This window comes from Agrobacterium sp. SUL3 (assembly GCF_001263295.1).
Classification (GTDB): Bacteria; Pseudomonadota; Alphaproteobacteria; order Rhizobiales; family Rhizobiaceae; genus Agrobacterium; species Agrobacterium tomkonis.
In genome coordinates, this window is the sequence record NZ_KQ414500.1 from 266,903 (window position 1) to 289,930 (window position 23,028).

General features: G+C 60.2%; 28 protein-coding genes. 14 read left to right on the forward strand and 14 right to left on the reverse strand.

The window, feature by feature from the left end; genetic code table 11:
* The first annotated feature begins 62 nt into the window (after positions 1-62).
* Positions 63-383, forward strand: coding sequence for a DUF1294 domain-containing protein (locus AKG12_RS08600; RefSeq protein WP_052818606.1), 321 nt, complete (start codon positions 63-65; stop codon positions 381-383).
* Here AKG12_RS08600 and AKG12_RS08605 read toward each other — a convergent pair.
* Positions 365-874 (reverse strand): GNAT family N-acetyltransferase, encoded by a 510-nt coding sequence (locus AKG12_RS08605; protein WP_052818607.1) that lies wholly within the window; start codon positions 872-874, stop codon positions 365-367. The genes AKG12_RS08600 and AKG12_RS08605 overlap by 19 nt on opposite strands.
* Positions 875-1,192: 318 nt before the next feature.
* Between AKG12_RS08605 and AKG12_RS08610 the strand changes: the two genes are divergently transcribed.
* Positions 1,193-1,450: a YjhX family toxin gene (locus tag AKG12_RS08610; RefSeq protein ID WP_046800374.1), complete on the forward strand. Its 258-nt coding sequence runs from the start codon at positions 1,193-1,195 to the stop codon at positions 1,448-1,450.
* Between the two features lie 70 nt (positions 1,451-1,520).
* Here the strand turns inward: AKG12_RS08610 and AKG12_RS08615 are convergent, their stop codons facing one another.
* The 4 genes from AKG12_RS08615 to AKG12_RS08630 form a co-directional block, all read right to left on the reverse strand.
* Positions 1,521-1,988 (reverse strand): GNAT family N-acetyltransferase, encoded by a 468-nt coding sequence (locus AKG12_RS08615; protein ID WP_052818515.1) that lies wholly within the window; start codon positions 1,986-1,988, stop codon positions 1,521-1,523.
* Between the two features lie 20 nt (positions 1,989-2,008).
* Positions 2,009-3,490 (reverse strand): Asp-tRNA(Asn)/Glu-tRNA(Gln) amidotransferase subunit GatA, encoded by a 1,482-nt coding sequence (gene gatA, locus AKG12_RS08620; RefSeq protein ID WP_052818516.1) that lies wholly within the window; start codon positions 3,488-3,490, stop codon positions 2,009-2,011.
* A gap of 55 nt (positions 3,491-3,545) precedes the next feature.
* Positions 3,546-3,833, reverse strand: a complete 288-nt coding sequence (gene gatC, locus AKG12_RS08625; RefSeq protein ID WP_045015982.1) for an Asp-tRNA(Asn)/Glu-tRNA(Gln) amidotransferase subunit GatC — start codon at positions 3,831-3,833, stop codon at positions 3,546-3,548.
* Positions 3,834-3,958: 125 nt separating this feature from the next.
* Positions 3,959-4,663: a metal-dependent hydrolase gene (locus AKG12_RS08630; protein ID WP_052818517.1), complete on the reverse strand. Its 705-nt coding sequence runs from the start codon at positions 4,661-4,663 to the stop codon at positions 3,959-3,961.
* Between the two features lie 189 nt (positions 4,664-4,852).
* Here AKG12_RS08630 and AKG12_RS08635 point away from each other — a divergent pair, with 189 nt between their 5' ends.
* Both AKG12_RS08635 and ruvX read left to right on the forward strand, forming a co-directional pair.
* A complete protein-coding gene (locus tag AKG12_RS08635; RefSeq protein ID WP_052818518.1) occupies positions 4,853-5,155 on the forward strand; it encodes an alkylphosphonate utilization protein in 303 nt (100 codons plus the stop codon).
* Between the two features lie 14 nt (positions 5,156-5,169).
* On the forward strand, positions 5,170-5,649 hold the full coding sequence (gene ruvX, locus AKG12_RS08640; protein ID WP_052818519.1) for a Holliday junction resolvase RuvX: 480 nt from the start codon (positions 5,170-5,172) through the stop codon (positions 5,647-5,649).
* Here ruvX and AKG12_RS08645 read toward each other — a convergent pair.
* The 8 genes from AKG12_RS08645 to AKG12_RS30990 form a co-directional block, all read right to left on the reverse strand.
* Complete coding sequence (locus AKG12_RS08645) at positions 5,601-5,918, reverse strand: DUF6105 family protein (RefSeq protein WP_052818520.1); 318 nt, start codon at positions 5,916-5,918, stop codon at positions 5,601-5,603. The genes ruvX and AKG12_RS08645 overlap by 49 nt on opposite strands.
* On the reverse strand, positions 5,915-6,076 hold the full coding sequence (locus tag AKG12_RS30200; protein WP_156316037.1) for a hypothetical protein: 162 nt from the start codon (positions 6,074-6,076) through the stop codon (positions 5,915-5,917). Before AKG12_RS30200 ends, AKG12_RS08645 begins: the two co-directional genes overlap by 4 nt.
* A gap of 250 nt (positions 6,077-6,326) precedes the next feature.
* Positions 6,327-6,971: a TetR/AcrR family transcriptional regulator gene (locus AKG12_RS08650; protein ID WP_046800284.1), complete on the reverse strand. Its 645-nt coding sequence runs from the start codon at positions 6,969-6,971 to the stop codon at positions 6,327-6,329.
* 158 nt (positions 6,972-7,129) lie between these two features.
* Positions 7,130-7,510: a type II toxin-antitoxin system RelE/ParE family toxin gene (locus AKG12_RS08655; protein WP_052818521.1), complete on the reverse strand. Its 381-nt coding sequence runs from the start codon at positions 7,508-7,510 to the stop codon at positions 7,130-7,132.
* Positions 7,507-7,803 (reverse strand): type II toxin-antitoxin system ParD family antitoxin, encoded by a 297-nt coding sequence (locus AKG12_RS08660; protein WP_052818522.1) that lies wholly within the window; start codon positions 7,801-7,803, stop codon positions 7,507-7,509. The genes AKG12_RS08655 and AKG12_RS08660 overlap by 4 nt, the downstream gene beginning before the upstream one ends.
* A gap of 63 nt (positions 7,804-7,866) precedes the next feature.
* Positions 7,867-8,478 (reverse strand): GNAT family N-acetyltransferase, encoded by a 612-nt coding sequence (locus AKG12_RS08665; protein WP_052818523.1) that lies wholly within the window; start codon positions 8,476-8,478, stop codon positions 7,867-7,869.
* Between the two features lie 137 nt (positions 8,479-8,615).
* A complete protein-coding gene (locus AKG12_RS08670) occupies positions 8,616-10,268 on the reverse strand; it encodes an acyl-CoA dehydrogenase family protein (RefSeq protein ID WP_046800287.1) in 1,653 nt (550 codons plus the stop codon).
* A 136-nt stretch (positions 10,269-10,404) separates the two neighbouring features.
* On the reverse strand, positions 10,405-10,527 hold the full coding sequence (locus tag AKG12_RS30990; RefSeq protein WP_263647295.1) for a hypothetical protein: 123 nt from the start codon (positions 10,525-10,527) through the stop codon (positions 10,405-10,407).
* Between the two features lie 261 nt (positions 10,528-10,788).
* On the opposite strand from AKG12_RS30990, the gene AKG12_RS08680 reads away from it, so the two are divergent.
* From AKG12_RS08680 to dprA, 4 genes are read left to right on the forward strand one after another with little or no spacing between them, the layout of a single operon-like run.
* Positions 10,789-11,730 (forward strand): aspartate carbamoyltransferase catalytic subunit, encoded by a 942-nt coding sequence (locus AKG12_RS08680; RefSeq protein ID WP_003502441.1) that lies wholly within the window; start codon positions 10,789-10,791, stop codon positions 11,728-11,730.
* Positions 11,727-13,019 carry a dihydroorotase gene (locus tag AKG12_RS08685; RefSeq protein WP_052818524.1) on the forward strand — a complete coding sequence of 431 codons (1,293 nt, stop codon included), beginning with the start codon at positions 11,727-11,729 and terminating at the stop codon, positions 13,017-13,019. The genes AKG12_RS08680 and AKG12_RS08685 overlap by 4 nt, the downstream gene beginning before the upstream one ends.
* 48 nt (positions 13,020-13,067) lie before the next feature.
* The gene (gene plsY / locus AKG12_RS08690) at positions 13,068-13,685 is read left to right on the forward strand and encodes a glycerol-3-phosphate 1-O-acyltransferase PlsY (protein WP_052818525.1); all 618 of its coding nucleotides are present in this window, start codon (positions 13,068-13,070) and stop codon (positions 13,683-13,685) included.
* Between the two features lie 21 nt (positions 13,686-13,706).
* Complete coding sequence (gene dprA, locus AKG12_RS08695; RefSeq protein ID WP_052818526.1) at positions 13,707-14,846, forward strand: DNA-processing protein DprA; 1,140 nt, start codon at positions 13,707-13,709, stop codon at positions 14,844-14,846.
* On the opposite strand, the gene AKG12_RS08700 is transcribed toward dprA, so the two are convergent.
* The gene (locus AKG12_RS08700; RefSeq protein ID WP_046800292.1) at positions 14,802-15,032 is read right to left on the reverse strand and encodes a hypothetical protein; all 231 of its coding nucleotides are present in this window, start codon (positions 15,030-15,032) and stop codon (positions 14,802-14,804) included. The two genes, dprA and AKG12_RS08700, sit on opposite strands and share 45 nt — an antisense overlap.
* Positions 15,033-15,291: 259 nt before the next feature.
* Here AKG12_RS08700 and topA point away from each other — a divergent pair, with 259 nt between their 5' ends.
* From topA to rpmG, 6 genes are all read left to right on the forward strand, one after another.
* Complete coding sequence (gene topA, locus AKG12_RS08705) at positions 15,292-17,976, forward strand: type I DNA topoisomerase (RefSeq protein WP_052818527.1); 2,685 nt, start codon at positions 15,292-15,294, stop codon at positions 17,974-17,976.
* Entirely contained in the window at positions 17,973-20,327 is a 2,355-nt protein-coding gene (gene rnr / locus AKG12_RS08710; protein ID WP_046800294.1) for a ribonuclease R, read from the forward strand. The genes topA and rnr overlap by 4 nt, the downstream gene beginning before the upstream one ends.
* 45 nt (positions 20,328-20,372) lie before the next feature.
* A complete protein-coding gene (locus AKG12_RS08715; RefSeq protein WP_052818528.1) occupies positions 20,373-20,816 on the forward strand; it encodes a DUF983 domain-containing protein in 444 nt (147 codons plus the stop codon).
* A 20-nt stretch (positions 20,817-20,836) separates the two neighbouring features.
* A complete protein-coding gene (locus AKG12_RS08720) occupies positions 20,837-21,505 on the forward strand; it encodes an NUDIX hydrolase (protein ID WP_052818529.1) in 669 nt (222 codons plus the stop codon).
* A gap of 17 nt (positions 21,506-21,522) precedes the next feature.
* The gene (locus AKG12_RS08725; RefSeq protein ID WP_162249009.1) at positions 21,523-22,686 is read left to right on the forward strand and encodes an MFS transporter; all 1,164 of its coding nucleotides are present in this window, start codon (positions 21,523-21,525) and stop codon (positions 22,684-22,686) included.
* An 89-nt stretch (positions 22,687-22,775) separates the two neighbouring features.
* Complete coding sequence (gene rpmG, locus AKG12_RS08730) at positions 22,776-22,943, forward strand: 50S ribosomal protein L33 (RefSeq protein ID WP_003496403.1); 168 nt, start codon at positions 22,776-22,778, stop codon at positions 22,941-22,943.
* Positions 22,944-23,028 lie beyond the last annotated feature (85 nt).

Sequence of the window (23,028 nt, forward strand, 5' to 3'; positions counted from 1 at the left end):
GCGCCGGATTTTCGGCCTCGCCGGACACGGGTTTTTTACGCTTCTCGAATTCAATTCAGGCCATGACGACAATCGCCCTCGGTTTCCTGATCTATATCGCCTTCAATTTTTTCGTTTTTCTCGTCTACTGGTGGGACAAGGAGGCGGCGAGAAATGGCGGCTGGCGCATTCGCGAGAGCACATTGTTGTGGCTCGCCTTCCTGGGCGGCAGCATCGGTGCGATTTCGGCTCAGCACCTCCTGCGGCATAAAACGCGCAAGGAACCGTTCCGCAGCATCCTGCCAGCGATCATGATCGTGCACGCCGGCCTCATCACATCCGTGATCATCATGCCGAACTGGCCGATGCGGCTGATAACCCTTGCTCAGAACTCCGTGCCGTAAACACCGTTCTCGATCTCGACAAGCTGCTTTTGCAGACCGACCGACTGCACATCGCGATCGAGCTTCGGCGCGTAGGAAACGGAGAGCCAGCGGACGCTATAGCCATGGTGGCGGAAAAAAGCGACGGCCGGTTCGTTCTGGGCATGGGTTTCAAGCCGGATGGTTTCGAAGCCCTTATCCACTATCAGCCGTTCAATATCAGCCAGCAGGAGACTGCCGACCCGCCGGCGCTGAAAATCCGGATCGATCCAGAAATCTGAAATCGTCTCGTCAAAATGTTCCCGCGCCGCCCATCCGGCAACCGAGCCACCGGACTCCGCTACCCGGATGGCCAGCCATGAGGAGCGGGTGAAATTGGAAAAGGCACTTGCCGCGTTGTCATAAAGCGTCGCGGTGATGCCGAGTGCGGCGGTTGCCTGCCGCCAGGCCCTGAGGCCGATGGCAGCCAAGGCCTCCGCTTCCTGCTCAAGCGCATTGCGAATGACGATCAAGCCGCGCCCTCCATGGCCGCAAGAAGTAAAGCACCGGCCGCGTGATTCGGCCAGCGCAGCTTTAAGGGCGGTGTCCATCTGCACAACCGTAAAAATGGCAACGGATGCGAACAACACGCCGGAATTGACCGCCATGGCCTGGCCCGCTAACGAAAAAGCGCAAGTCAGGAGTTTTTATGTTCGCTCAATCGGAGTCCCGGTAACGGCCCTGCCCGCAAGTTTCTTGCGCGCCGGGCCATGCTGAAACCGAGCCGGATGCCTTAACGGCACCCGGGTTTGCTTTCACGCGTCTATATGACGCCGACCGGACTTCCAAAAATGGACATTTCCCGCGCCGAACAGCGCATTCTTCACCTGCTCGCCCAGGGCGGCAGAATTGAACTCGTTCGAGACGATACCCGCAAAATCGAAAAAATTGCGCTCTATACGCGCGACGGCTGGATTTTCAGCGGCCTCGATCTCCTCACCTTCCGCAAACTGAAACGGAAGAGAGCAATCGCCTCTTCCGGCGGCAAACCTTACCGCATCACCACGCGCGGGCTGGAACTCGTGCGGGGTGAGCTGGATAATCGATAAAAAGAGACGGGCGGCGGCAATGCTGTCGCCCGGCATTTCGCCGAGAAGCAGTTGCGGCCGCAAAAGCGGGTTATGGCGAGAGCCTGCGCTCTAGCTTTACCTTCTCGAGTTCGACTTTCATGATGTCGGACCATTCCATGCCGCGCCAGACGATCTCAAATCCGCAACGCTCGTAGAGACCGATGGCGGCGCTGTTTCTGGCATGGGTGTCGATGGTGGCAAGCAGCAGGCCCTGTGTGCGCATCCTGTCCAGAAAATAAAGGATCAGGGCCTTGCCAATCCCCTTGCCTTGCCAGTTCGGGTCCACCCAGAGATCGGAAATGTGATGCGGTACAGCATCACATGCGCCCCAGCCGGCAACAACGCCTTCCACTTCAGCGACGACAACATCACCCGTCGGTGACTTGGCGAAGCTTTCGAATTCGCCCCTCACCCGCTCAATGACATCAGGATCGAGATAGCTACCATCGAAGGCCTCACCGGAACGCCATGCGGCAAAACCGACAAAGCCGACCGCATCGCGGTCGGCTTTGTTCATTTCTCTGAGTTTGAGGCCTCTCACCACCACTTGGCGGGGGTGAACTTGCCTGCGGCCTGCTCGATGGCATGTGCAGTCTTGAACAGCGTCTCTTCTTCGAAAGGCTTGCCGATGAGCTGCAGGCCGAGCGGCAGGCCCTTGCCGTCAAGGCCGGCCGGAACCGAAAGGCCCGGAAGTCCGGCCATGTTGACGGTGATGGTGAAGACGTCTTGCAGATACATCTTCACCGGATCGGACGCGAGTTCCTCGTCACCCACAGCGAAGGCGGAAGATGGTGTGATCGGCGCCAGAATGGCGTCGACACCCTCATGGAAGACATTTTCGAAATCGCGCTTGATGAGGGTGCGGACCTTCTGCGCCTTCAGGTAATAGGCGTCGTAATATCCGGCCGACAGCACGTAGGTGCCGACCATGATGCGGCGCTGCACTTCCTTGCCGAAACCGGCCGCGCGGCTCTTTTCGTACATGTCGGCAATGTCCTTGCCGTCGACACGCAGGCCGTAACGCACGCCGTCATAACGGGCAAGGTTGGACGAGGCCTCTGCCGGCGCGACGATGTAATAGGCGGGAAGCGCGTATTTGGTGTGCGGCAGCGAGATATCGACCACCTCGGCACCGGCATCGCGAAGCCACTCGACGCCCTTGGCCCAGAGCTTTTCGATCTCTTCCGGCATGCCGTCGACGCGATACTCCTTCGGAATACCGATCTTCAGGCCCTTGAGCGACTGGCCAATGGCCTTTTCGTAGTCCGGCACCGGCAGGTCGACGGAGGTCGTGTCCTTCGCATCCACACTTGCCATGGTCTTCAACAGGATTGCGGCGTCACGCACGTCACGGGCGATCGGGCCTGCCTGATCAAGCGAGGAAGCATAAGCGACGATGCCGAAGCGCGAGCAGCGGCCATAGGTCGGCTTGATACCGACGGTGCCGGTGAAGGCCGCCGGCTGGCGAATGGAGCCGCCGGTGTCAGTCGCGGTGGCGCCGGCGCAGAGATGCGCGGCAACGGCTGCTGCCGAACCGCCGGAGGAGCCGCCTGGCACCAGCTTCTGGTCGGAGCCATTGGCGCGCCACGGGTTGATGGCCGGGCCGTACCAGGAGCTTTCATTGGACGAGCCCATGGCGAATTCGTCCATGTTGAGCTTGCCGAGCATGACAGCGCCCTGATCCCAGAGGTTCTGGGTGACGGTAGATTCGTATTTCGGCTTGAAGCCGTCGAGAACATGCGAACACGCCTGCGTGTGCACGTCGCGGGTGGCGAAAAGGTCCTTCACACCAAGCGGAACGCCTTCCAGCTCGCCAGCCTTGCCGGCGGCGATGCGTTCATCAGAGGCTTTCGCCATCTCGCGCGCCTTTTCAGGCGTCAAGGCGACATAGGCGTTCAGCGCGCCGTTGGCCGCATCGATGGCGGAAAGATAGGCGTCGGTCAGCTCCAAGGCGGAAAATTCTTTGCCCTTCAGCTTTTCGCTGGCTTCGGCAATGGTAAGGCTCGTCAGGTCGGTCATGGTCGGCAACGGCTTTCGAAAATCTCGGAAAAATCAGGCGGCAAACGGCGGTCGCTTATTCGACCACTTTCGGGACCATGAAGAAGTCCCGGTCGGTCGCAGGCGCATTGGCGACGATGTCTTCCGCCTTGTTGCCGTCGGTCACCACGTCGGCGCGCTTCTTCATGTCCACCGGGGTCACTGACGTCATCGGCTCGACGCCATCGACATTCACTTCCGAAAGTTGCTCCACGAAACCGAGTATGCCGTTCAGCTGCCCGAGCATATTCTGTGCTTCTTCTTCGTTGACAGCGATACGGGCAAGGCGCGCAACGCGCTTTACGGTGGCGAGATCGACGGACATGGTTCTACTCCGGTCAGAATTTTCCTACCCGCTATAATCACCATGTCCGCCATTCGCAACGGTAGAAAACATGTCGCGTCAAACTGTGTGGCGGTTTTGCAATCGCGACATGTGCAGGCAAAATGTCAGAAAGACAGCGTATCACCTGCCTTAGGCGTGTGAACACGGGCTTCAGAGCCTTCCATGCCGGCCACGAATTTCTCCGGCGTCTGGTCGATGATCGGGAAGGAACCGTAGTGGCAGGGAAGCACGTTCTGGAACTTGAAGAAGCGCTGGCAGGCAAGTGCAGCCACCGCCCCGCCCATGGTGAAGCGGTCACCGATCGGCACCAGGCCGATATCCGGCTGGTGCAGTTCATTGATGAGTTTCATGTCGGAGAAGATATCGGTGTCACCCATGTGATAGACGGCCGGGCCGTCTTCGAAATGCAGCATCAGGCCATTGGCGTTGCCGAGCGAATGGGAGACGCCATCTTCGGTGATCTGGGCGGAGGAATGCAGCGCATTGGTGAAGGTGACCGAGAAACCATCGAAATGCACCGTGCCGCCGGTATTGCCCATATCGACCTTCGCGACACCCTTTGCGGAAAGCCAGGCGGCAAGATCAGCATTCGCCAGCACAGTCGCGCCCGTCTCACGGGCAAGCTGCACGGTATCGCCGACATGGTCGCCATGGCCGTGGGTCAGGAGAATATGAGTGATGCCTTCGGCCGCCGTCTTCCCATCCTGCCCGGCAAAACCGGGATTGCCGGTGAAGAACGGATCGATGAGGATCTTCGCGCTACCGTTTTCGAGGCGGAAGGCGGAATGGCCGAGCCAGGTGATTTTCATGGGAACTTCTCCTTTGTATTGCCGGTGTAGTATGACATAGAGCATTTCCAGTAAAAGTGCGTAGCGGTTTTACGTCTGGAAAATGCGTAAAATCAAAGGTCTAGAGCGGGTCTCACGTTTCCGTTGAAAACGGACGTTCTCTGGAAACAGCCTGAAGAACCGCACTACCGATATTTCAGAGAGGCGACAATGGCCGCAGATAATGACGATTACGTGTATGACGAGGCAACCGGCGAATGGCGGCCGGCTTCAGAACTGGCAGCAGAGGCGGCGCGCGCCAATGAAGTGCGCGATGCGGCGGGCAATGTGCTTGAAGATGGCGATTCCGTAACCCTGATCAAGGATTTGAAGGTCAAGGGCACCAGCACTGTCATCAAGCAGGGCACCGTCATCAAGTCCATCCGTCTCACCGGAAATCCGGAAGAGATCGATTGCAGGCATGATGCGGTCAAGGGTCTGGTGCTGCGCACTGAATTCGTCCGCAAACGATAAAGGCAGCACACGACATGGCGATACTCACCATCGAGGAACTGGCGGAAACCCTTCAGCCCACACAGGCGATTGCCGGCCTCGACCTTGGCACGAAGACCATCGGGCTTGCCATGTCGGACCTGTCGCGGCGTTTCGCAACGCCGCGTCCCGTCATCAAACGGGTGAAATTCACACGGGATGCCGAAGTGCTGCTGGCCTTCGCCGAAAAGGAGAAGGTAACCGCCTTCATCATCGGGTTGCCGATGAACATGGACGGTTCGGCCGGCCCCCGCGTGCAGGCAACACGCGCCTTTGTGCGCACCATGGGTGAAAAAACGGCCCTGCCCTTTATTTTCTGGGATGAGCGACTTTCAACGGTCGCGGCCGAGCGTGCACTTCTGGAGATGGATGTCTCACGCGCCAAGCGGGCCGAACGCATCGATTCGGCCGCCGCAAGCTTCATCCTTCAAGGCGCGCTGGACAGGCTTTCGGCACTCGCCCGCGCGGTCGACTGACGGCCCATCCACCAGGCAGCAATCTGCTTCCTCTTGCGGAAAGCGAGGATGGCAAACACGATCAGGCTGTCCACCACAATGGCGCGCGCCACCAACGGCGGCAGGCTTTCCGGCGGCAGGCCGAGAATATTGCCGTAAATCTGGAATACCAGATCATGGGTCTCACGCGTCAGCATGTAAAAGCCGAAGCTCATGTCGTAATAGGAAAGCCAGTACCAGCTGCCCAGCAATGCGACGGGGCCTGCCCAGAGGATCAGAAACCACTTCATGCCGCCTGCCCCCGCGCAAAAACCGTATCGGGAACGCCGGCAAGCACCGCCCAGCGCACCGCTGCCATCAGGCAGAGGTTCAGCGCCGGCGCGTCGATATCCAACGGCAGCATCACAAAAAACGTCGTCATGACGCCCAAAGCTGTCCAGCGGCTCACTTGCGGCTCCCTTATGCGCAGTCATTGCGCATGGTTAACATTTCGTTAACTCACACTGGACCCGCAGCTATGACGACGCAAATGAAAGCTGTCATTATGGTTAACGACGAACGGCCGGCATGTGGAAAACGTGTATCTGCGTGAACGGTCAGACGCCGTGGCGGTTGCCGGTCCGGCAAGAACATGGCTGATTTTTCTTTAATGCCGCGCTTGCGCCGGGATTGCGGTCTCCCCCACCCCGGCAGCGGTTTCAGCCGTAAACGCCACGCACCAGCCTTTTGACGGCCGTGGTGATCTTCTCCCAGTCCCGCTCGGATTTCAGCGGTACACCGGCGAACTGGCCGCTGGTGGCAGCGGAAATGACGAGGTGCTGGATGGCGGCGAACAGCACGGCATTAACGGCGGCGGTATCCACACCCTTCGGAGCCGCCAGTGAACCACGCATGCGTTCCAGCCATTTGCCCAGCGACTTGGCGCGGGCTTCGGCCAGCTGACGGACCTGCGGCGAGCCATCCGACACTTCCCAGGCGATGATCTTGCAGACGAGCGGGTCGCTGCGCAGCGCATCCATGAAATAAAGCGCAAGCTTCTCCATGAGGTCGCCATAGGTCAGAAGGAACATCCCACCGGTGTCTTCTGGGATACGATCTTTCACCCAGGAACCGAGATCCTCGCCGATCGCCTCGATCAAACCGTCAAGGCCGCCGAAATAACGATAGATCAGCTGCTTGTCGCAGCCGGCGCGGCGGGCAACCGCATTGATGCCAAAGCCCTGAAAGCCTTCCTCTGCAAGCAGCGACCGCGCGGCGTTGAAGATCGCCTTCTCAGTCGCAGCGCGATCCTTGATGCGCTTTTCCGGTCTGTCGGCTGAAATCGCCTCTGCGGTCGCCAGCATGGTTGTCTTCCCGTTTTCTGAAAGGCCTTCCTCAACGGGTTAACAAAGCATGAAGGGAAGAACAATGTGGCACCGCGGATGGGAAGCAGGTTCCTGTGGATGACGTCAACCATACTCACCCCCTGCGTCCATACACGGCAAAGACTTCCTACGTCCTGTCAATCGTCAATTGGGTTATCGCCATAGTCGGCCGGAAGATGGCGCTCGACCTCCATCGAATCATGGAGTACGCGGCCGACCCCAATCAGACCGGGTTTCAGCATACGGTAGAGTAAAAAATGTCTCGGATTTCGAACAAGACCGGTCTCGTTCCTAGCCCGTTCCCGGCTATAACGCAGGTGGTAGCTGCGCACATTCCCGATCAACTCGGGGCGAGTATTCGTTCCCGGACGAAGCGGATCGAGTGCAACGTCACGCAGGGCAGTCACAAGTAATTTCTCATAACGTAATCTTGCAGCCGGTCCGAAAGTCTCGTGTGTCCAAACGAGAATTTCCAATATATCCGACTGCGCCGCCTCGGACAGACGATACATCGTCAATCGCTGTCTGGCTTGGCGAAACGGGCTTGCGCTTTACGTCCCAAAGCGGAAATGAAGTCATCAAGCCCATCATCTGCAACGTCCACAAAACGTCCCTCGGCAATATCGGTGAAGCCGTGTTGCGCGGCCGCCCTCAACGCTTCAAGCTTGACCGTCTCAAGGCGCTCGCGACGCTCTATCATCCGCAGGCCTTCCCGTAGCACCTCACTCGCATTCTGATAGCGGCCAGATTTGACGAGCCCGTCTATGATCTCTTCGTGATGCTGTGTCAGGACGACGTTACGCGTTGGCATAGGAACCTCCAGCGGACTTCATTTGCGCCTAGCAATAACACCAATTGGCATAATCTGCCAATATCACTCCAGTGCCATGCCAAACCAGACACTACCAGGCGTTTCGTGGCTCTCCAGACGTTTGAAGCCGCGTGTTTCCCAGAAGCGCATGCCCGCATGGTTGCGTTCGCTGGCTCCGAGGTGGATGCCGTAAACGTTGTTCTGTCTGGCCATATCAAGCCAGCGGGACAGAAGCCGGGTGCCGCCGCCCTTGCCTTGCGTGCGCGGCAAGAGGTTCATGTGGATATGGGCCGGAAACGGATCGGTAAGCCAGGTTGGCGTACGGCGCGGATGGTGGATGAAATGGGCGCGGCGCTCGTCGGCGTCCCATGTCTGCTGGTCGCCGCCGGGATCGGGGTAAAGGGTGCGCAGATGTGGCCACCATTCCCGCTCCAGCCGCTCTTCGTGCAAGGCCGTATCGAGAGCGCCGACGATGTAGCCGCAGACGCCCTCCTCGTCCTCGGCCACGAAAACGGCATCGGGCCAAAGATGCAGATACGGCACGGAATAGATATGCCCGACCATGCGGCCATCATTATAAAGCGGCGTGGCATCCTGCCCGGCATCACCGGTGGCAAGGCTTATGGCGTAAAGCGCGCCTTCGTCCTCAGTTCGGGCGGAGCGAAAGGTCAGCATTGGCAGCCGCCTTCCCTTACCGCGCATCGACACGCGAAAGTGTCACGACAGATCAGAACACGCCTGACGCCATTGCTATTTTTCAAATCCGAGACCCCTCCCGCCGGGACTGCTAAACCTTCATCCGCATACGTCGATCAGGAAGCAGGCGGATAAAGGAGATCAATTATATAGTTCGGATCGAAGCGGGAATCGAGCATGCCGTAAGTGTGCCGCCAGCCACCCGCAAGACGGGTTTCGAGGAAGGCATCGGCGATCTTGCCGGCACCCAGGCGGCAAAGCTCGGCGGCAGCGGCCGCAAGCGCAAACTGCTCCACCAAGAGGCGGGCCGCTCCTTCGTCGCGTTCGGCAAGGGCGATCGCCGCGCGCAGCACGTCGGTGGTCTTCTTGCCGGCTGGCCCGAGGTCCCGTTCCAACGTCTGGAAGACGAGATCGAACAGGTCCTTGCCACGCTGGAGAACCCGCAGCACATCCAGCGCCATGACGTTGCCGGAGCCTTCCCAGATGGCGTTGACCGGCGCTTCACGATAGTGGCGGGCAATCGGCCGTTCTTCGACATAGCCATTGCCGCCGAGGCACTCCATCGCCTCATAGATGAGGGCGGGCGCAATCTTGCAGCACCAGTATTTCACGATCGGCGTCATCACCCGCGCATAAGCGGCTTCAGCCGGATTGTTGCGGGCCGCATCGAAGGCCGTCGCCAGCCGGAAGGAAAGTGCTGTCGCGGCAGCTACATCCAGCGCCATGTCGGCGAGAACGCGGGTCATGATCGGCTGGCTGACCAGCATCTTGCCGAAGACCGAGCGTCCGCGGGCGAAATGCACGGCTTCAGCGAGCGAGGCACGCATCATGCCTGATGATGCCAGCGCGCAATCGAGACGCGTCAGCGTCACCATGTCGAGAATGGTGCGGATACCGCTTCCGGGATCGCCCAGCAGATAACCGAAGGCATCGGTGAACTCGACTTCGGCTGACGCATTGGAGCGATTGCCGAGTTTGTCCTTGAGGCGCTGGAAATGCAGACCGTTCTTTGAACCGTCCTCCAGATAACGCGGCACGAGGAAGCAACCCATACCGTCGCCCATCTGGGCCAGCATGACGAAACCGTCGCTCATCGGCGCGGAGAGGAACCACTTATGGCCGGACAGGCGGTAGATGCCCTCGCCCACCCGCTCGGCCGTGGTGCGGTTGGCGCGAACATCCGTGCCGCCCTGCTTTTCCGTCATGCCCATGCCGATGGTGACGGCGGTTTTCTGCAGGGCCGGTTTTTGCGCGGAATCATATTTGCGCGACAGGATTTTCGGCATCCACTCCTTCTGCACCCGCGGCGATGTCATGATGGCGGCGACGGAAGCGCTGGTCATGGTCAGCGGGCAGAGATGCCCTGCCTCGAGCTGAGACGTCAGGTAGAATTTCGTCGCGCGGGCCTTGTGTTCATTGCCGCGCGTATCGGGAGAATTTTCCCAGACGCTTGAATGCAGGCCTGACGACATGGAACGGCGCATCAGCGCGTGCCAGGCAGGATGAAACTCCACCTGGTCGAGACGTTCGCCGCGCGGGCCGTGGGTGTGCAGCTGCGGCACGCCCTGATTGGCCATGCGCGCCAGTTCCTGCGCCTCATGCGAGGTGACGTAGCGGCCGAGCTGGTCGAACTCGTCCCTCAGGTTACGTGACAGACCAGAGGTGAGGTCGACGATCAGCGGATCGGAACGATAGGCATTGATGCCGGACCAGAGGCTTGGCTGGTTCAGTTCGGCGAGCGATTCTTCTGTCCGGGAATTCTGGGTCATCCGCTGCTTCTAGCTGTTTTGTACTGGAATTGCATAGTGGGGTGATATTGCATAATTCCACCCACAGGAAGCGATTGAGACGATTAAACCCCCGCTTTCAGCATTTTTCAGGCGTAACCTGATTTAGTTATCCGACCTAGAGAATGCCAAACACGTTTCCGGCAAGACCGAGCAATAGCAGGAAGCCGGAGGCGGTGCCGCGCAGCCGAAAGTTTTCGGCTGAGTCTCCGATGACGAGCAGGCGCTCTTGAGGAAACACGGCATTCTCCGACGCCGGGTCACGACGGAACCACTGTTTGCGCAGTTCCCTCGTCTGTCGAGACTGGGGAAACATTGCCGTGTTTTCATTTCCGGGGTTGCGGGCGCTTGCCCCGTGACCATGCAGTCTCTATAGAGCGCAAGACCGAATTCCGCGGCGCTCCTGAGGCGTGTTTACGGCGAATGGCAGCGCACGGATCAGCATTCGGGCGTTCCGGGCATTTTCACGGGAAAATGCGACGCCCGTCAGGAGGCAAACCGCATGGTCTTCTTCCCCCATCGCCATCTCCTTGGCATCAAGGGGCTTTCCCATCAGGATATCACCCTGCTTCTCGACAAGGCCGACGAGGCGGTGAAAATCAGCCGCCAGCGCGAGAAAAAGACCTCGACGCTCCGCGGCCTGACACAGATCAACCTGTTCTTCGAAGCCTCGACGCGCACGCAATCCTCCTTCGAGCTGGCCGGAAAGCGCCTTGGCGCGGACGTGATGAACATGTCGGTCGGCAATTCCTCGGTGAAGAAGGGCGAAACGCTGATCGATACGGCGATGACGCTGAACGCCATGCGCCCGGACGTGCTGGTGGTGCGCCACTCTTCCGCCGGTGCCGCAGCCCTTCTCGCGCAGAAGGTTGCCTGCTCCGTGGTCAACGCCGGCGACGGCCAACATGAGCACCCGACGCAGGCGCTGCTGGATGCGCTGACCATCCGCCGCGCCAAGGGCGAACTATCAGGCATCACGGTGGCGATCTGCGGTGATGTGCTGCATTCGCGCGTTGCGCGCTCCAACATCATCCTGCTCAACCAGATGGGCGCGCGCGTTCGCGTCGTCGCCCCCGCCACGCTTCTTCCCTCCGGCATTCGCGACATGAGCGTGGAAGTCTTCCACGACATGAAGGAAGGGCTGAAGAATGCCGATGTGGTGATGATGCTGCGCCTGCAGCGCGAGCGCATGTCCGGTTCCTTCGTGCCTTCGGTGCGCGAATATTTCCATTATTACGGTCTGGATGCAGAAAAGCTGAAGGCGGCGAAGGAAGATGCGTTGGTCATGCATCCCGGCCCGATGAACCGTGGCGTGGAAATCGCCTCCGAAGTGGCCGACGGTCCGCAGAGCGTGATTGAAAGTCAGGTGGAAATGGGGGTTGCCGTGCGCATGGCCGTGATGGAAACCCTGCTTGTCTCGCAAAATCAGGGTGAGCGCGTATGAGTGCCGTGACCGTTCTCAAAAACCTCCGCATTGTCGATCCCTCCCGTGATCTCGACGAGACCGGCAGCGTGATCATCGGTGCGGACGGCACCATTCTGGCGGCAGGCAAGGACGCTCACAATCAGGGCGCTCCCGAAGGGGCGACGGTTCGTGACTGCAAGGGTCTGCTGGCCGTTCCCGGTCTGGTGGATGCCCGCGTCTTCGTCGGCGAACCCGGAGGCGAGCATCGCGAAACGATCGAGTCCGCCTCACGCGCGGCAGCGGCCGGCGGCGTTACCAGCATCATCGTCATGCCGGATACAGACCCTGTTATCGATGATATCGCGCTGGTCGAATATGTGAAGAAGACGGCGCGCGACAAGGCGCTCGTCAATGTCCATCCGGCAGCGGCCTTGACCAAGGGCCTCAACGGCGAGGAAATGACCGAATTCGGCATGCTGAAGGAAGCCGGTGCGGTTGCCTTCACCAATGGTCGCAAGGCGCTTTCCGATACGCTGGTGCTGCGCCGCGCCATGACCTATGCGCGCGAACTGGGTGCTGTCATCGCGCTTGAGACCCGTGACAAATATATCGGCGGCGGTGACATGAATGAGGGGCTTTTCGCGAGCTGGCTCGGTCTTTCGGGCGTCCCCAAGGAAGCCGAGATCATTCCGCTGGAGCGCGACCTGCGCATTGCCGGACTGACGCAGGCGATCTACCACGCCGCCAAGATTTCCGTGCCGGAATCGGCAGAGGCGATCCGCCTTGCCCGGCAGCGGGGCGTCAAAGCCACCTGCGGCATCTCGATCAATCACCTGACGCTCAACGAGAACGATATCGGCGAATACCGCACCTTCTTCAAGCTTTCCCCGCCGCTGCGCGCCGAAGACGACCGCAAGGCCATGGTGGACGCGCTGAAGGACGGCACCATCGATATCATCGTCTCCTCCCACGACCCGCAGGATGTCGACACCAAGCGCCTGCCGTTTTCGGATGCGGCAAGCGGCGCGGTGGGGCTGGAAACCATGCTGGCGGCGGCGCTGCGTCTCCACCACAGCGGCGAGGTTCCGCTGATGCGGCTGATCGATGCGCTTTCCACCCGCCCGGCGAAGATATTCGGACTCGACGCCGGAACGCTTAAAGTCGGTGCGAAAGCCGATATCACCCTGATCGATATTGACGAGCCATGGCTGGTTGCGCGCGACCAGCTGGTGTCGAAATCCAAGAATACGCCGTTCGAAGATGCCCGTTTCAGCGGCCGCGCTGTCGCCACTTATGTGGCTGGCAAAGCCGTTCATTCCTTGGCATAAGATCACCAACAGAGATCACGCTGACGGCGCGACAGAGGGGACGTTTGAATGAGTGCTTTGACTGACTGGCAGACGGCGCCTGCCCTGCTCGCGCTTGCGGCGCTGATCGGCTATCTGCTCGGTTCCATCCCCTTCGGTCTCATTCTCACCCGCATGGCGGGGCTGGGCGACGTGCGCAAGATCGGTTCGGGCAATATCGGCGCGACCAACGTGCTGCGCACCGGTAACAAGAAGCTCGCCGCCGCAACCCTGCTGCTCGATGCGCTGAAGGGCACGGCGGCAGTGCTGGTTGCCAATGCGCTGTGGGGTTACGAAGCCTCGCTGGTGGCCGGTTTCTTCGCCTTTCTTGGCCATCTGTTTCCGGTGTGGCTCGGCTTCAAGGGCGGCAAGGGCGTGGCCGTCTATATCGGCGTGCTTCTGGGCGCCGCACCGCTGATGATGCTGGCCTTCGCGCTGGTCTGGCTCGCGACCGCCTTCATCACCCGCTACTCCTCACTGTCGGCGCTGCTGGCCATGCTGATCATTCCTGTAGCGCTCTGGGTGCTTGGACCTGAAAAGACGGCGCTACTGGTAACGCTGCTGAGCGTGATTTCATGGTGGAAACACCGCGAGAATATCGCGCGCCTGCTGGCGGGCACCGAAAGCAGGATCGGTCAAAAGGGCTGAACCCCATCTTGAGGATACGCCATGCCGCATGAGGAAACGACACGGCAGGGCATAGAGCTTTCCGCGCGGCAGCGGGTTGCCTGGCTGCGGTTGATCCGCAGCGACAATATCGGCCCCGTTACCTTTCGCGAACTCATCAATCATTTCGGCAGCGCTGAAAAGGCGCTGGATGCCCTGCCCGAGCTTTCGCGGCGCGGCGGCTCCTCACGCAGCCCACGCATCGCCACGCAGGCAGAGGCGGAAGGCGAAATCGAAACGGCTGAAAGATTCGGCGCCCGGTTTGTCGGCATCGGCGAGCCGGATTACCCACCTGCCCTGCGACAGCTGGATGGCGCGCCGCCGCTGGTCGCCATGAAGGGATCGGCAACCGCCGCAACAAGAGCCTGCGTCGGCATCGTCGGCTCGCGCAACGCCTCCATCAACGGCGCGAAATTCGCCGCGATGCTGGCACGCGATTGCGGCCGGGCCGGTTATACGATCGCTTCTGGCCTTGCACGCGGCATCGATGCGGCAGCGCACCGGGCAAGCCTTGCAACCGGCACGGTGGCGATGCTGGCGGGTGGTCTCGACCGACCCTACCCGCAGGAAAATTTCGGGCTTTTGCAGGATATCTATGATCAAGGCGGCGCGACGATCAGCGAAATGCCCTTCGGATGGGAACCGCGCGCCCGGGATTTTCCCCGCCGCAACCGGCTGATTGCCGGCGTCTCGCTTGGCGTTGTCATCGTGGAGGCGGCAGAGCGTTCCGGTTCGCTGATTACAGCCCGGCTTGCCGGTGAAGCGGGTCGGCTGGTTTTCGCCGTACCCGGCTCCCCGCTCGACCCGCGCTGCGAAGGGACCAACCGGCTGATCAAGGAAGGCGCGATGTTGACCACGGGCGCGGAGGACATTCTCGAAGCACTGCGACCACTCATGGAGCCGCAATTGCCCTATGACCGAAAGATCGAGGAACCGCGATCGGAAGAAGAAATGTCACCACCCGGAGACGATGAGCGCAGCATCATTGCCGCCGCACTCGGCCCTTCGCCCGTCGAAACAGACGACATCATCCGCCACACGGGTTTTTCCGCCGCCACCGTTCATATGGTGCTTTTGGAACTCGATATCGCCGGCCGACTAAACCGGCATGCCGGGGGACGGGTTTCGCTCCTCGCGGATTGACAGCTTGCGCCGCCCGCTCTGGATATCGCCGACTTCGACATAGGCCATCTCGATCAGATAACACAGCATATCGGCGCCCTCACGGTTCGCGACCTGCCGCAGCTCCGCCAGCATCTGGCGAATGTATGCCAAGTTCTCTCTGGTCCCTTCGTTGTCGGCATTATTGTTTGTTGCGTTCGGGACCATATATTTATCCTGGGAATTTCGTCTGAAACGAAGAGCAATAAAGTAGACTCAAATGATGTTGGTCATCATAACCAATTTACCAAAGATTGCAATACAACAATAGATTATCCATAGGTTGCAAGAACCCGGAAGCGATAAAATCGGGCTTGCCTCTTGACCCGCGGGCATTACCTGTCCATGTCGAATTATAAAGAAGCCTTGTTGCGGCCTTCCTCCGTGATCCGGCTATGTTAACGGACCAGTTCCAGAGAAAAACAATATGAATGTCGTTGTCGTAGAATCTCCTGCCAAAGCCAAGACGATCAACAAGTATCTTGGTTCGGGCTACAAGGTTCTTGCATCCTTTGGCCACGTCAGAGACCTTCCTGCCAAGGACGGATCGGTGCTGCCCGATCAGGATTTTGAAATGTCCTGGGAGGTTGATAGCGCATCCGCCAAGCGCATGAAGGATATTGCCGACGCGGTAAAAGACTCTGACGGCCTCATTCTCGCAACCGACCCGGATCGCGAAGGTGAAGCCATTTCATGGCACGTTCTCGATCTTTTGAAGAAGAAGCGCGTTCTCGGCGACAAGCCGGTGAAGCGCGTGGTCTTCAACGCCATCACCAAAAAGGCGGTACTGGACGCCATGGCGAACCCGCGCGACATCGACGTGCCGCTGGTGGATGCCTATCTCGCCCGCCGTGCACTCGATTATCTCGTCGGCTTCAACCTGTCGCCGGTGCTGTGGCGCAAGCTGCCGGGCGCGCGCTCGGCCGGCCGCGTGCAGTCGGTTGCGCTGCGTCTCGTCTGCGACCGCGAGTCCGAGATCGAACGCTTCATCTCCGAGGAATACTGGAACATCAGCGCGCTTTTGAAGACACCGCGCGGTGACGAGTTCGAAGCCAAGCTGGTTTCGGCCGACGGCAAGCGGCTGCAAAGCCGCGGGATCAAGACCGGCGAAGATGCAAACCGGCTGAAGGTGCTGCTGGAAGGCGCGACCTATGTTGTCGACACGGTCGAGGCAAAGCCCGTCAAGCGTAATCCCGGCCCGCCCTTCACCACCTCGACGCTGCAGCAGGCCGCGTCTTCGCGCATGGGCTTTGGCGCCTCGAGGACGATGCAGGTGGCGCAGAAGCTTTATGAAGGTATCGACATCGGCGGCGAGACCGTTGGTCTGATCACCTATATGCGTACCGACGGTGTGCAGATGGCCCCGGAAGCAATCGATGCTGCCCGCAGCGCCATCGGCGAGCAGTTTGGCGACCGCTACGTGCCGGAAAAGGCGCGTTTCTACTCCACCAAGGCCAAGAACGCTCAGGAAGCGCACGAGGCGATCCGCCCGACCGATTTCAACCGCACGCCGGATCAGGTGAAACGTTATCTCGATGCCGATCAGCTGCGTCTTTACGACCTGATCTGGAAGCGCGGTATCGCCAGCCAAATGGCGTCCGCCGAAATCGAGCGGACCACTGTGGAAATTCTGGCGGACAAGAACGGGGAACAGGCCGGGCTTCGCGCTGTCGGATCGGTGATCCGTTTTGACGGTTTCATCGCCGCCTATACCGACCAGAAGGAAGATGGCGAGCAGAGCGACGACGGTGACGATGAAGGCCGTCTGCCGCAGATCAATGCGCGCGAAAATCTCGCCAAGCAGAAGATCAATGCCAGCCAGCACTTCACCGAGCCGCCACCGCGCTATTCGGAAGCCTCGCTCATCAAGAAGATGGAAGAACTCGGCATCGGCCGCCCCTCCACCTATGCGGCAACGCTGAAGACGCTGAGCGACCGTGAATATATCATCGTCGACAAGCGCAAGCTGATTCCGCATTCGCGCGGACGGCTGGTGACGGCTTTCCTCGAAAGCTTCTTTTCCAAATATGTCGAATATGACTTCACAGCCGCGCTGGAAGAAAAGCTCGACCGTATTTCCGCGGGCGAACTGGACTGGAAGCAGGTGCTGCGCGATTTCTGGAAGGATTTCTTCGCGCAGATCGAAGATACCAAGGAATTGCGCGTCACCAACGTGCTGGATGCGCTGAATGAGGTTCTGGCGCCGCTGGTCTTCCCCAAGCGCGAGGATGGTTCGGATCCGCGCATCTGTCAGGTTTGCGGCACCGGCAATCTTTCGCTGAAGCTCGGCAAATACGGCGCTTTCGTCGGTTGCTCCAACTATCCGGAATGCAACTACACCCGCCAGCTCACCTCCGACGGTTCGGAAGCCGAAGCTGCGGCCTCGAACGAGCCGAAGGCTCTCGGCGCCGATCCGATGACTGGTGAAGAGCTGACGTTGCGGTCGGGCCGTTTCGGACCCTATATCCAGCGCGGCGACGGCAAGGAGGCCAAGCGTTCCTCCCTGCCCAAGGGCTGGAAGCCGGAGGATATCGACCATGAAAAGGCGCTGGCGCTCATCAACCTGCCGCGCGATATTGGCAAACATCCGGAAACCGGCAAGATGATATCTGCCGGACTTGGCCGCTATGGGCCGTTCCTTTTGCATGACGGTTCCTATGCGAACCTCGAAAGCATCGAGGATGTGTTCTCGATCGGCCTCAACCGGGCCGTCACCGTCATTGCCGAAAAGCAGGCCAAGGGGCCGGGACGCGGCCGCAGCGGCACGCCGGCGGCGCTGAAGGAACTGGGCGACCATCCCGATGGCGGCGCGATCACTGTGCGCGACGGACGTTATGGCGCGTACGTCAACTGGGGCAAGGTCAACGCCACCATTCCGAAGGGTCAGGACCCGGTTTCGGTGACGCTGGACGAGGCACTGGTGCTCATCGCCGAGCGCATCGCCAAGACCGGCACCGGCGGCAAGCCTGCCAAGGGCAAGAAGCCTGCCGCCAAGAAGGCCGATGGCGATGCGGCGGCGAAGCCGAAAGCCACCAAGGCCAAGGCGGCAACAAAGAGCAAAGCGGCCGCCAAGCCGAAGGCAGCGGCCAAACCCAAGAAGGCAGCAGAGTGAGCAAGGCGCCGCGTCAGAGACAGGGTTCCGCCAGCGACGGTTTCGGACGCACCGGGCGCGGCAAACGGGTGAGTGAAGGTGAAGGCATCATCCATGGCGAGGTGCCTTCCCGCGAAGTGCTGCTGAAATTCATCGCGGACCATCCGCAGCAGGCTTCCAAGCGTGAGATCGCCAAGGCTTTCGGGCTGAAGGGTGAAAACCGTATTGTTCTGAAAGCGCTGCTGAAGGAACTTGAAGTCGATGGCATGGTGCACAAGAGCCGCAAGTCGCTGACGCGGCCGGGCGGTCTGCCACCTGTGACGGTTCTCGACATCACCACCCGCGACAAGGACGGCGAATTGATCGGCCGTCCGGCGGAATGGCCGGAGGATATGGGTGCTGCACCTGCCGTGCTGATCCGCCAGTCTTCGCAGGATCGCGGCAAGAAGGCCCCGGCAGCCGGTCTCGGTGACCGTATTCTGGCAAAAATCTTCCCCTCGAAAGACAGCGTCGGCCCGGCATATACGGCCCGCGTCGTAAAACTGATTGATCGTCGCCAGAACGCGCTGCTCGGCGTGTTCAAGCAGACGGAAGGCGGCGGCGGACGGCTGATGCCGATCGACCGGCGCGGCGAAGAAATGGTGATCGACCCTGATGGCGTCGGCGATGCCAGGGACGGCGACCTGATCGAGGTGGAAACCTCGCGCAACAGCGGCCGTTACGGCCTGACGCGGGCCAAGGTTCTCTCCGTCGTCGGCTCGGTCGCCTCGGAAAAGGCGATCTCGATGATCGCCATCCATTCCCATGGTATTCCGCATATTTTCCCGCCGAATGTGCTGGCTGAAGCGGATGCCGCCAAACCTGCGACCATGTCGCACCGCGAGGACTGGCGCGACCTGCCGCTCATCACCATCGATCCGGCCGACGCCAAGGACCATGACGATGCGGTCTATGCCGAACCGGACCCCTCGCCCGACAATCCGGATGGTGTCATCGTCACAGTCGCCATCGCCGATGTCTCCTGGTATGTGCGATCAGGCGCTCCGCTCGACCGCGAGGCGCTGAAGCGCGGCAACTCGGTCTATTTCCCTGATCGTGTCGTGCCGATGCTGCCGGAGCGTATCTCCAACGATCTCTGCTCGCTCAAGGAAGGCGTCGACCGTCCCGCGCTTGCGGTGCGGATGACCTTCTCCAAGGAAGGCCGCAAGGCGGGCCATACTTTCCATCGCATCATGATGAAGAGTGCTGCCAAGCTGTCCTACCAACAGGCGCAGGCTGCGATCGACGGTAAGCCCGACGACAAGACCGGGACGCTGCTGGAGCCGATCCTGAAGCCATTGTGGCACGCATACGAAGTAATGAAGCGTGGCCGCGACCGCCGCCAGCCGCTGGAACTTGACATGCCCGAGCGCAAGATTCAGCTCAGGCCCGACGGCACGGTGGACAAGGTTGTCATTCCCGAACGTCTCGATGCGCACAAGCTGATCGAGGAAATGATGATCCAGGCGAATGTCGCCGCCGCCGAGACGCTGGAAAAGAAAAAGCAGCCGCTGGTCTATCGCGTACACGACGCACCGACGCTCTCCAAGCAGGAGGTGCTGCGCGAATTCCTCGGCACCATCGGCATTTCCATGGCCAAGGGCGTGGCCATGCGCGCCAATTCCTTCAATGGCATTCTGGCGCGCGCCCTCGATACGCCGCATCAGATCATGGTCAATGAAATGGTGCTGCGAAGCCAGAGCCAGGCGATCTACAGCCCCGAGAATATCGGCCATTTCGGCCTCAACCTGATGAAATACGCGCATTTCACCTCGCCGATCCGCCGTTATGCCGACCTGATCGTCCATCGGGCGCTGGTGGGGTCGCTGGGGCTCGGCGAAGGCGGCATCACCCCACAGGAAGAGGCGACGCTCGACGATATCGCCGCCGAAATCTCGACCTTCGAGCGGCGTGCCATGGCGGCCGAGCGCGACACCATCAACCGGCTGATCGCACATCATTTGTCCGAACGGGTGGGTGAAGAATTCGACGGCCGCGTCTCCGGTGTCACCAAGGCGGGACTATTTGTCGCGCTGCCGCAGTTTGGCGCTGATGGCTTTGTTCCTATATCTACACTCGGAACAGACTATTTCCTCTATGATGAAGCCCATCAGGCTCTGACGGGGGAAAAGACCGGTCTCGGTTACCAACTTGGCGACACGGTTCAGGTACGGCTTGCGGAAGCAGTGCCTCTGGCGGGCGCGCTGCGTTTCGAAATGCTGAGCCCCGGGCGCAAGATGCCGGTCGGCTCGCGGTCGTTCCACAAGGCGGGCCGGCGGACATCGCGTCCCGGCACCAGGCCGGGAACGAGGCCGCCCAGAGGACGACGTTAACAACACCGCGGCAGGCGGTTGAAAGAACGGAAGAAGGACTTAAGGATGAGTGCACATCAGGGCTCGGAAACGGTCACCTTCGGAGACAATAGCGCGGAGCGGCCGCTTGGCCGTTCGATCATGCGCGGCATGGCGAACCGCTGCCCGGCCTGCGGCGGTGGCCGCCTGTTTCGTGCCTTTCTGAAGCCGGTGGACAATTGCGCCGCCTGCGGCGCGGAAATGCACCACCATCGGTCCGACGACCTGCCGCCTTATATTTCCATCGTCATTATCGGCCATATCGCCGTTGGCGGCTTCATGATGACGGATATGGTGTTCCCTGTTCCCATGTGGGTGCATTTCGCCATCTGGGTGCCGATTACCATTCTGGCTGCGCTCCTGACGCTGCAACCGATCAAGGGCGGCGTCATCGGCCTGCAATGGGCTCTGCGCATGCATGGCTTTGACGGAAAGCAGCCGACAGTGCAGATAGACGGCTCCTCCCACTGACGACAGGCGGCAACGTGCGCGTGACCGAACCCCGCAAGAGTGCCGAGGTTGCGAGCCCGCCCCTGCGGCCGCGGGATGCCGCCTCCATCATTCTGCTCGACCGTTCCGGCCCGGCAATCCGCGTATTGATGGGCCAGCGCAGCCATGCCCATGTCTTCATGCCCGGCGCTTACGTATTTCCCGGCGGCAAACGTGATCCACGCGACCACGCGCTTCCCTTTTCCGGCGACCTGCACCCCGCAGTCCTCGACCGCCTCACCGCCTCGGCCTCGCGCCGCCTGAGCGTTGCAGGCGCGAGGGCGCTGGCGCTTGCCGCTGCGCGCGAGCTTGTCGAGGAAACCGGCGTGGATATGGGGCTGGATGCTGATGGTCCGGACCTTTCCTGTTTCCGCTATGTGGCACGCGCCATCACCCCGCCCGGCAATATCAGGCGCTACGACACGCGATTCTTTTGCTGTTATGCCGACGAATTGCGGCTGGATACCCGGCTAATCCGGGATTCCGAAGAATTGCACGATGTGCAATGGCTTGACATGACAGGCCTTTCCGGTCTGAACATGCCGAAAATCACGCGCACGGTTCTCGAAGATGTCACAAAATTCATGATAGGTGATCCGTCATTGCCCTTTGAAAGCCCCGCGCGGCTCTATGTCACGCGCCACGGCCGCTTCATTCGAGAGTTTGTATAAAGGCCGTCATGTCACAAATGAAATGCGAAGCGGACGCCATTCACTGGCCCTCACTGATCGCTGCGATTTCCGCCATCAGTGCGGTCGGTGTCGCCATCGGTCTTGGCCTGCCGCTCCTGTCGATCATCCTTGAGAAGCGTGGCATCTCCTCCACCATGATCGGGGTGAATTCGGCGATGGCCGGCGTCGCGGCGATGATGGCCGCCCCCCTGACCTCCAAGATCGCCCATGATTTCGGCGTGGCGCGAACCATGCTGTTTGCGGTGGTTATTTCAGCGGTGAGCGCGTTCGGCTTTTATTTCGCCGACGCCTTCTGGATGTGGTTTCCACTGCGAATCGTTTTCCACGGCGCCACCACGACGCTGTTCATCCTGTCCGAATACTGGATCAACATGACCGCACCGCCGAAAAAACGCGGCATGGTGCTCGGCATCTACGCCACCGGCCTTGCGGTCGGTTTTGCGGTCGGCCCGTTGCTGTTTTCCGTGGTTGGCAGCGAGGGCATCCTGCCGTTTATCGTCGGAGCGGCGATCATCCTTCTGGCCGCGATCCCGATCTTCATGGCGCGCGGTGAAAGTCCGGAGCTGGACGAGCGGCCCAACCACCATTTCGCCCGTTATGTCTGGCTGGTGCCCATGGCGTCGGCGGCGGCTTTCGTGTTCGGTTCGGTGCAGGCCGGTGGCCTGTCGCTCTTTCCCATCTATGCCACGCGTGAAGGCTTCAACGAATCGCAGGCCGCACTGCTGCTGACCGTGATGGGCATTGGCAACATGGTCTTCCAGATACCGATCGGCCTGTTGTCGGACCGCATGAAGGATCGGCGCACCATGCTGGCGCTGATGGCCTTTGCGGGCGTTTGCGGCACGCTGGCGCTGCCCCTGCTGGTGGACAGCTGGATCCTCGTGGCGGCCCTCCTGCTGTTCTGGGGGGGCCTCGTCTCCGGCATGTATACCGTCGGCCTCACTCACCTTGGATCACGGCTAAAGGGCGCGGATCTGGTCTCCGCCAATGCCGCCTTTATCTTCTGTTACGCCATGGGTACGATTGCGGGACCGCAGGCCGTCGGCATTTCCATGGATGTCGCGGGCACTGACGGTTTCGCCTGGGCGCTTGCCGTATTTTTCGGGCTTTACGTGGTGCTTTATGGGTTCCGTTTTGTTTTCCGGGCAAAACAGACTTGACTTTTCAGGCGCGATACGTAGTTTCGCGCCAGATTTAGCCGAGGTGAGAAGCGCCTGCGGCTTCTCTTTTGTTTAAAGGCAGGACGACCATGGCGAAAGCTACAACAATCAAGATCAAGCTGCTGTCGACAGCCGACACCGGTACCTTCTACGTCACCACCAAGAACAGCCGTACGTTCACGGACAAGATGACGAAGACGAAGTACGACCCGGTTGTACGCAAGCACGTTGAATTCAAGGAAACCAAGATCAAGTAATTTTCTTGATCGGGTTCTCCGGCAAAAGCGCGCCCAATGGGCGCGTTTTTTGTTTGTATGGACGGGTCTTTGTTCGTGTGGACGA

Bases quoted from the DNA above. Each gene is read 5' to 3' on its own strand.
- AKG12_RS08600 (WP_052818606.1), top strand. From the start codon at position 63: ATGACGACAATCGCCCTCGGTTTCCTGATCTATATCGCCTTCAATTTT.
- AKG12_RS08610 (WP_046800374.1), top strand. From the start codon at position 1,193: ATGGACATTTCCCGCGCCGAACAGCGCATTCTTCACCTGCTCGCCCAG.
- AKG12_RS08615 (WP_052818515.1), bottom strand. From the start codon at position 1,988: ATGAACAAAGCCGACCGCGATGCGGTCGGCTTTGTCGGTTTTGCCGCA.
- gatA (WP_052818516.1), bottom strand. From the start codon at position 3,490: ATGACCGACCTGACGAGCCTTACCATTGCCGAAGCCAGCGAAAAGCTG.
- gatC (WP_045015982.1), bottom strand. From the start codon at position 3,833: ATGTCCGTCGATCTCGCCACCGTAAAGCGCGTTGCGCGCCTTGCCCGT.
- AKG12_RS08630 (WP_052818517.1), bottom strand. From the start codon at position 4,663: ATGAAAATCACCTGGCTCGGCCATTCCGCCTTCCGCCTCGAAAACGGT.
- AKG12_RS08635 (WP_052818518.1), top strand. From the start codon at position 4,853: ATGGCCGCAGATAATGACGATTACGTGTATGACGAGGCAACCGGCGAA.
- ruvX (WP_052818519.1), top strand. From the start codon at position 5,170: ATGGCGATACTCACCATCGAGGAACTGGCGGAAACCCTTCAGCCCACA.
- AKG12_RS08645 (WP_052818520.1), bottom strand. From the start codon at position 5,918: ATGAAGTGGTTTCTGATCCTCTGGGCAGGCCCCGTCGCATTGCTGGGC.
- AKG12_RS08650 (WP_046800284.1), bottom strand. From the start codon at position 6,971: ATGCTGGCGACCGCAGAGGCGATTTCAGCCGACAGACCGGAAAAGCGC.
- AKG12_RS08660 (WP_052818522.1), bottom strand. From the start codon at position 7,803: ATGCCAACGCGTAACGTCGTCCTGACACAGCATCACGAAGAGATCATA.
- AKG12_RS08665 (WP_052818523.1), bottom strand. From the start codon at position 8,478: ATGCTGACCTTTCGCTCCGCCCGAACTGAGGACGAAGGCGCGCTTTAC.
- AKG12_RS08670 (WP_046800287.1), bottom strand. From the start codon at position 10,268: ATGACCCAGAATTCCCGGACAGAAGAATCGCTCGCCGAACTGAACCAG.
- AKG12_RS08680 (WP_003502441.1), top strand. From the start codon at position 10,789: ATGGTCTTCTTCCCCCATCGCCATCTCCTTGGCATCAAGGGGCTTTCC.
- AKG12_RS08685 (WP_052818524.1), top strand. From the start codon at position 11,727: ATGAGTGCCGTGACCGTTCTCAAAAACCTCCGCATTGTCGATCCCTCC.
- plsY (WP_052818525.1), top strand. From the start codon at position 13,068: ATGAGTGCTTTGACTGACTGGCAGACGGCGCCTGCCCTGCTCGCGCTT.
- dprA (WP_052818526.1), top strand. From the start codon at position 13,707: ATGCCGCATGAGGAAACGACACGGCAGGGCATAGAGCTTTCCGCGCGG.
- AKG12_RS08700 (WP_046800292.1), bottom strand. From the start codon at position 15,032: ATGGTCCCGAACGCAACAAACAATAATGCCGACAACGAAGGGACCAGA.
- topA (WP_052818527.1), top strand. From the start codon at position 15,292: ATGAATGTCGTTGTCGTAGAATCTCCTGCCAAAGCCAAGACGATCAAC.
- AKG12_RS08715 (WP_052818528.1), top strand. From the start codon at position 20,373: ATGAGTGCACATCAGGGCTCGGAAACGGTCACCTTCGGAGACAATAGC.
- AKG12_RS08725 (WP_162249009.1), top strand. From the start codon at position 21,523: ATGAAATGCGAAGCGGACGCCATTCACTGGCCCTCACTGATCGCTGCG.
- rpmG (WP_003496403.1), top strand. From the start codon at position 22,776: ATGGCGAAAGCTACAACAATCAAGATCAAGCTGCTGTCGACAGCCGAC.